Consider the following 7218-nt stretch of genomic DNA (forward strand, 5'->3'; position numbering starts at 1 on the left):
GATAACATCCCTCGAAAACGAAATACTCAGTCTTCTAACGACCATATGGACTGGGACTTATATAAAGCGAGGCATCTAGTAGAAAATGCTTTCGCCAAACTAAAACAGTATAGGGCGGTTGCCACCAGGTTTGATAAGCTCAAGCAAAGTTATGAAAATACGGTCGCTCTTGCTTGTGCTTATATCTGGCTCAAATTATGAATGTTCAACACGCCCTAGTCAGTTCAAAATAACATGGTGATAAATTGAAGAGTGCTACTGGAATGAATGTTGCGCAGCCTCTGTAATAACAGCATGCAAGGAAAATTTATACCAGTAGCACGATGTCATTTTTGCAGTGAATCGACTATAGCTTACTGGCTGCATTTTTACCTCGTCGTTACAGCTTCTAATACTCGACTATGTTAGATTTATCATTAATCCTTGAAGTTATTTACCATAAGTCTTAATAAATTTGAGTAACGTTATGAGTCAAGAAGATGCCAGTCATAAGCAAAATAAGCATTTGCCTCCAAGTGAGCCTATTGATGTCTATAAAAACAACGATAGTAACTATACTGCTGGCAATCAAGACGCTCATGATCATGACACTCACCTAGAGCAAAACACCGCACCAAGAGATACCAAAGGCTATCAGCGTACGTTACTGATTAGCTTTGTGATCATCACAGGCTATATGTTTATCGAGGCGATTGGTGGCTTACTGACAGGCAGCTTGGCGTTACTCTCTGATGCAGGACACATGCTCAGCGACGCCATCGCCCTTGGTGCGACGTTGATGGCATTTAAAATCGGCGAAAAAGCCGCCACCCATCAAAAGACCTTTGGCTATAAACGCTTTGAGATTATCGTGGCCACCGTCAATGGTGCGACGCTAGTAATTATCGCCTTGATGATTTTTTATGAAGCGATCAAACGCCTTAACTCACCGCCTGAGATTGCTACCCAAGGTATGCTAATCGTCGCCACCATCGGTATGCTGGTTAATATCTTGGTCGCTTGGCTGATGCATCGTGGTAGTAGCGGCAGCGATGGACACACCCACAGCCATGGAGCAAATGCAGACAAAGTAAATAAAGAAAAAGCAAATAAAAGCAATGATTCCAAAGAGCCTGTCAACCTCAATATGCAAAGCGCTTACTTGCATGTATTAAGTGATTTGATGGGCTCTGTCGCCGCGATCATCGCCGCTTTACTGATGATGGGGTTTGGCTGGGTTTGGGCCGATGCCGCAGCGTCGGTGATCGTCGCGGTACTTATCTTAGTAAGTGGTTACCGCGTTGTACGTGATTCGGTACATGTCTTGATGGAGGGCACGCCAGAAGGCATATCGCTGGTAGATGTGGAAGACAAGCTGCTTGCCCATCCACAAGTAAAACAAGTCCACGACCTGCATATTTGGAGCATCACCAGCGGGCTAAATGCGCTATCTTGCCATGTGATGGTCGATGGGGATATGAGAATCTCGGATGCCAGCGTATTGATTGCCAATCTTGAGCAAGGGTTGCTTGCGCTTGGTATTCATCACGCCACCATTCAGGTTGAAAGCTTGTCACACCCGCAGACCAGCGCCCATAGCGATGCATTGGTCTGCGACATATCAGAGCAGCAAAGCTCTGCGAATAACCATATCGGGCACAGTCACTAGTCACTAGGGCGTGTTGAACCTTCAACCATGGCACTGACAGAGACTATTTGTGAATGTTCAACACGCCCTACTGGGTTGGAGGAAATAACAACTATGTTGTGCTGACTTAGAAAGTCTTATTTATCATTCATAGCAAGGTAGATATTACGATCTGATGCGGATGCGTCATCCACGTATTTTGAATCGCGCCATGTGGTATAAGCATAGACACCACTGTATGGACTGATACTGTTCTGACGGAAGTCAGAAATCCAATCTGTACCATCGAAAATTTGGATATGACCATTTGGACGCTTTGATGAGCGATCATAGACAATAACATCACCAACTTGGGTTGGCATATCATTGCTGATTTTGCTGAAACCTGCTTTATCAAGCGTGCCACGAGTGGCGTACTGATAGGCTGAAGGATTCGGTGTAAACTCGTAACCTGCAGACTGTAGCGCTTTACGTACGTAACGGGCACAGTAGCCTGAGCTTTTAGATAGCGCAACTCGTGAGGCACGTGCAGCGGCAATAGCAGGTGCTGAATTGCTATCAGGAACCGTATTAACTTGCTGCTGCTGTTGTTCAGCGTACAAGCGGCTGTTTAATGACGAAAGCTGATTCTCTTTTTGCTTGGCCTGCGCACTTAGGTTGCTAATTGCTTGACTGATTTCATCATTATTAGAAACATAAGCACCACTGCTAGTGCTATAGATGTTTTTTGATGAACCGTAGTTTGATGCCACAGAAGTATTGGTGATGGTATTATCTGTTTGAGAGATTGTGATAGCAGCAGCACTCGTTTGTGCTATGCCCATGCCCAGTACTGACAAAATCAATAAAGCCTGTTTCATAAAATTACTACCTACGGTTAATTCAAAATAGTCTGTTATCAACAACAGCGCAATCAATTAAATGTCAACAACTTAAGTATATACACGTCATAGTGATTGATACTTCTGCTGCATATTCTTCCTATAAAAAATGATTATTGGCGATCACAGCTCATTGAAGTCTTACGAAGCTGTTGCAAATCAAGCTACTGGTCAAAACACAAAGCCGACTTTAGCATAGGTTGTTTAGCCTGTCATCACCCTTAAGAATCCCAAAATATTTTCTTGATTTTGAAAAAATTACTAATAATGTACATTTTACAATGTAATTTTGTGTAACATATCGCAGGATATAGCTGACTACATTGACAATAATTTTTACTGTTTTATGAGAAAAAAAACGTCTAAGCGTTAAATCCATAATTATGGATTTAACGCTTAGACGTTTTTTAATTGGACTGAGGCAATTATGCTACATAGGGTTTAACTCATTATTAAGATAATATAATAATCTATAGTGTCAATATAGACTTTAATTCCCTACTGGATTATGTAATCTTACGTAATTGTTTCGATACATCCTGTATGTTCTTGTATTAGTCTTTAATTATTTGTCTGTTTTAAAGGTAAATAACGGATAAATCAGCTTACATTGTCATCAAAAGTTACAAATTCGAAGTTATTTTTGCTTTTAAAGTCGCAATAGCTAATGAATTTTTTGATGAAGAATCATTTTATAAGCAATAGAACAGTCTTATACCTACCTCATTCGCTTTTAACGCTAACACTATAATCAAAGTATTCTTAACTGCTAACACACTATAATTGCTGCTCTACCGATTCAATATCAGCATAAACTTGGGTTGTCCCGTCTTTATTGAGCTGCATAACCTGATAGGGCATGAATTTATTTTGATACTCCATACCTGGGCTACCAATAGGCATGCCAGGTACGGCAAGACCCATAGCTTGTACTGGCGGATTTTCTAAAAACTGCGCCATATATTTAGCGGGTACATGACCTTCAAAGACGTAACCATCCGTAGTGACTACAGTATGGCAAGAACGCATTTCATTTGGAACGCTGTAGCGCTCTTTAAATACGGCTAAGTCCGCAACATCTTGCGCGGTTGCACTTAGACCATTATCTTCTGCATGACTTATCCATTCTTTACAGCAGCCGCAATTGGCATCTTTATAGACAGTGGCTGATACGTTTTTTAGTAAGTCTGGTTTACTTACTGATGTCATCATAGAATTATTTATAACGTTTGGTTCAGCTGTCTTTGGAACAGCCAAAACATCTTCAGTTGATGCCGATGTTGTGCTTGCATCAGATACGCCACTACTCGGTTGGCTACAAGCAAATAGTGATGAGGCAGCCAGTAATAATAACGTACTACGCAACCCCTTAGACAGATAACGATTGCATATAAGACTGGATTTTATTTTTAAGGGGGGCATAGTGCTTTCTCATGTACTGTAGGTATTGTGAGCTATAGAAGATCAAGTAACACTTCATATCGTTTGGTAATGTAGCATAATAACCCATTAAACGGAGTACATAAATTCATCCATTGAGCAGTGCAGGCTGGTATCATAAGCAGTTTTTATTTTAAAATACTGCCTGTAGTATTAACGGCTCTATCTAAGTTTTGGATTTTGATTAAAAATTCAAGGCTCATAATTTTGGATAATTTGCGATGCGCCTGTCTACTATTAATCTACAAAAGCGTTTGAGTACTCACTTAAATCAATTACCGCTATCGCTTACGCTAGTAGCAGCATGGCTTGCAGGAGCTATTTTTTTATTTTCGCTAGCGCCTTATGGGTTTTGGCCGCTAGCAATAGTATCACCAGCGATTTTATATGCGCTGTTGGTGACAAGTATGAGTGGTCGTCGCGCTTTTATTATCGGTGAAGCTTACGGTATGGGGCTATGGTGCGTCGGCGGCTTTTGGCTCTATACTGCTATCCATGATTATAGCGATACACCAACGTGGCTCGCATTGATTATGATTGCATTGATGGGTCTCGGTATGGGACTATTTCATGGATTGTTAGCACTAGTCTTTAACCGTATGGTAGGCAAACAACCCTTTTCATTTGCTGCTCTTTGGGTGCTACAAGAATGGTTAAAAACTTGGTTATTCACAGGCTTTCCGTGGCTGTTTGTTGGTTATGCATTTACTGAAGAGTATTGGTTATCGTCCTTAGCACCCGTTGCTGGTGTTTTTTCCGTCTCTTTTGTTGCCATACTATTGGCTGCAAGTTTAGTAGAGCTACTGCTTCGGCGCAGTAGTTATGCCATCGTTTCTGTACTGTTATTAGCCATTAGCACATCATTATGGCTGGTCAATCCGCAATGGACAAAACCTAAGGGCACACCTGATCTGTCAGTGTCATTGATTCAAGGTAATATTTCACAAGATATAAAGTGGCTGACTAAGTATCAAGTAGAAACGCTAAAGATTTATGCGAAGTTAACACGCACTGAGTGGGGACGTGATGTTGTGGTGTGGCCTGAATCATCTATTCCTATGTTTCAGGATGAGGCTGCGGGCTTTATTAGTGAAATGATAGAAATGGCTAATGCGACCAATACGACATGGATAACTGGTATCCCTTATAAGGATAAAGCGGCATTCAATGCCAGTACGGATAAGTATCCCCCATTTTACAATAGCGTGATTGCTCGAGGTGTAGAAGCGGAAGGCCTATACAAGAAGCAGCGTCTAGTGCCTTTTGGAGAGTATATTCCATTTGAAGGCGTGCTCGATATTTTCCCAAGTTTGGCCGGTAGTCAGGATATTAAGAACTATAGTCGTGGTAGTGATCAGCAGTCACCTCTAAAGGTGCGTGGACACAATATAGGGACGGCTATCTGTTATGAGGTAGCTTATCCAGATACCACGCGTAAAAATGCCATCGATACTGAATTTTTGTTGACCGTCTCTAACGATGCCTGGTTTGGCACTTCAGCAGGACCATTGCAACATTTGCAAATGGTACAAATGCGCGCGCTTGAGAACGGGCGCTGGTTTATTCGAGCGACCAATACTGGTGTTACCGCTATCATTAACCATAAAGGTCGTATTGTAAAACGCGCACCGCAGTTTGAGCGTACTGTACTACGTGGTGAGATACAGGCACGGGTTGGTAACACGCCCTTTATGCTTATGGGAAATTATCCTATCTTGATAATAATAACCTTGTTATTACTACTAAGCTATTTTGGCAAAGGTCTAACCACACTTAGAAGACGAGGGTAATAGTAAACTTAATCATAATAATTTAATCAGTGTAAGTTTTTTATTTTTTCTAGGTAACGTCCTAACGCACGTAAATATAAAAGTTTTAAACTATTGACCCCTGCCGTCAAATCCGTATACATAAACTTGGGAGATTTTAATTACGCAGCCTGACGATAATAATCAAACCACACCTGTCTTGGCGATTGATAGCCCAAACCCTTTTGAATCCTCGTCTGATTGTAGTACAGCTCGATATAACTGATAATATCATTGATGGCTGTGAACCTTGTTTTATAGTCTTGATGATATACCAGCTCATTCTTTAATGTGCCCCAGAAGCTTTCTATCGGAGCGTTATCGAAACAGTTGCCTTTGCCGCTCATTGAGCCTATAAATTGATGCTGCTTAATGGTCTTGTGGTAGGCGTGACTGCAATACTGACTGCCTCTGTCTGAATGAACGATTAGCCCTTTGCTTGGACGTTTATTCTTGATGGCCATATTTAGTGCTTTGCAAACTAAATCTGCGGTCATACGCTTGTTAATAGCGTAACCGACAAGCTCTTTGGTGTATAAGTCTTTGACCCCTGCTAAGTACAGCCAACCCTCATTCGTCCAGATATAGGTGATGTCGCTGACCCACGACTCGTTAGGGCGCTTAGCATCAAACTTCTGATCCAGTACGTTTGGATAGACCAGCTTGTTGTGATTGGAGTCGGTGGTGACTTTAAAGCGCTTATGACGACGACATTTAATGCCGTGTTGCTCTTTGATGCTTCTTACCATATACAGGCTAATGTTATGGCCTTGCTCGCTTAGATGAGCATGCAGTCGATCTGCGCCATAACGTTCTTTCGTTTCATTGTGAGCCGCTTTAACCAGTAATTCAGACTGGTTGCGATGTATCTGTTGGTCGCTGAGATCACGACTTAGCCAGTCGTAATAGCTTGATGGCTTAACCCTTAACACACGGCACATAGTGGTGATGCGAAAGAGGAACTGGTTGTCTTTGATAAAGGCGTACCTGACTAGCTGTTTCTCGCGAAGTACGCCGTCGCCAACTCGAGCATAGCTCTCCCCTTGCGTCGGGGCGAAGCAGTGCTTCGCTTTATCCCTCCTCATTTAGTATTTCGCGTTCCTCTTCAGCCACTTTGAGCTGCCGCTTGAGCTGCTTTATTTCTTGAAGAGCACTCATAAGATCAGGATCGTATTGCTTTGTGCCGACAAGCTTGCCTTGATTGGCTTTGTTATGCCAATTTGATAGCGTTTGCATGGCAATGCCAAGCTGCTTTGCAGTGGCTGAGATATTGCCATTATTGTCTGATATCTTCTTGACGGCCTCGGCTTTAAATTCGTCACTGTAGGTTCTTACTTTCTTGGTCATGGTAAACTCCTGTCAATACGCTTAGTTTACCAAGTTTATCTCTACGGTTTCTTCAGCATAGCTCACCATGATTTTGTATCCCTTAATAGTATATTGTAGTATGTTGTATATAATA

At 41.9% G+C, this 7218-nt stretch carries 5 protein-coding genes and 1 pseudogene; 3 read left to right on the forward strand and 3 right to left on the reverse strand.

From position 1 onward, the window contains the following. Together ACT3TH_RS13615 and ACT3TH_RS13620 are read left to right on the forward strand one after the other, a co-directional pair. Positions 1–201 (forward strand): transposase (locus tag ACT3TH_RS13615; RefSeq protein ID WP_444756324.1); only part of this gene is annotated, 201 nt, incomplete at its 5' end. Between the two features lie 265 nt (positions 202–466). Then, positions 467–1648, forward strand: a complete 1182-nt coding sequence (locus tag ACT3TH_RS13620; protein WP_077448184.1) for a cation diffusion facilitator family transporter — start codon at positions 467–469, stop codon at positions 1646–1648. Positions 1649–1764: 116 nt separating this feature from the next. Here the strand turns inward: ACT3TH_RS13620 and ACT3TH_RS13625 are convergent, their stop codons facing one another. Further along, positions 1765–2487 carry a CHAP domain-containing protein gene (locus ACT3TH_RS13625; RefSeq protein WP_444756325.1) on the reverse strand — a complete coding sequence of 241 codons (723 nt, stop codon included), beginning with the start codon at positions 2485–2487 and terminating at the stop codon, positions 1765–1767. Positions 2488–3285: 798 nt separating this feature from the next. Beyond that, the gene (locus tag ACT3TH_RS13630) at positions 3286–3930 is read right to left on the reverse strand and encodes a DUF411 domain-containing protein (RefSeq protein ID WP_007394850.1); all 645 of its coding nucleotides are present in this window, start codon (positions 3928–3930) and stop codon (positions 3286–3288) included. 239 nt (positions 3931–4169) lie between these two features. Between ACT3TH_RS13630 and lnt the strand changes: the two genes are divergently transcribed. Then, positions 4170–5738: an apolipoprotein N-acyltransferase gene (lnt, locus tag ACT3TH_RS13635; protein ID WP_077449698.1), complete on the forward strand. Its 1569-nt coding sequence runs from the start codon at positions 4170–4172 to the stop codon at positions 5736–5738. A 140-nt stretch (positions 5739–5878) separates the two neighbouring features. Here the strand turns inward: lnt and ACT3TH_RS13640 are convergent. Next, positions 5879–7103 (reverse strand): annotated as a pseudogene (locus ACT3TH_RS13640) (IS3 family transposase). Positions 7104–7218: the final 115 nt, after the last annotated feature.

It is taken from the genome of Psychrobacter sp. AOP22-C1-C5, from assembly GCF_052378885.1.
Taxonomy (GTDB): domain Bacteria; phylum Pseudomonadota; class Gammaproteobacteria; order Pseudomonadales; family Moraxellaceae; genus Psychrobacter.

What these genes read in the sequence shown, in the direction of transcription:
- ACT3TH_RS13630 (WP_007394850.1), bottom strand. Translation starts at nt 3,930, where the DNA reads ATGCCCCCCTTAAAAATAAAATCCAGTCTTATATGCAATCGTTATCTG.
- ACT3TH_RS13625 (WP_444756325.1), bottom strand. Translation starts at nt 2,487, where the DNA reads ATGAAACAGGCTTTATTGATTTTGTCAGTACTGGGCATGGGCATAGCA.
- ACT3TH_RS13620 (WP_077448184.1), top strand. Translation starts at nt 467, where the DNA reads ATGAGTCAAGAAGATGCCAGTCATAAGCAAAATAAGCATTTGCCTCCA.
- lnt (WP_077449698.1), top strand. Translation starts at nt 4,170, where the DNA reads ATGCGCCTGTCTACTATTAATCTACAAAAGCGTTTGAGTACTCACTTA.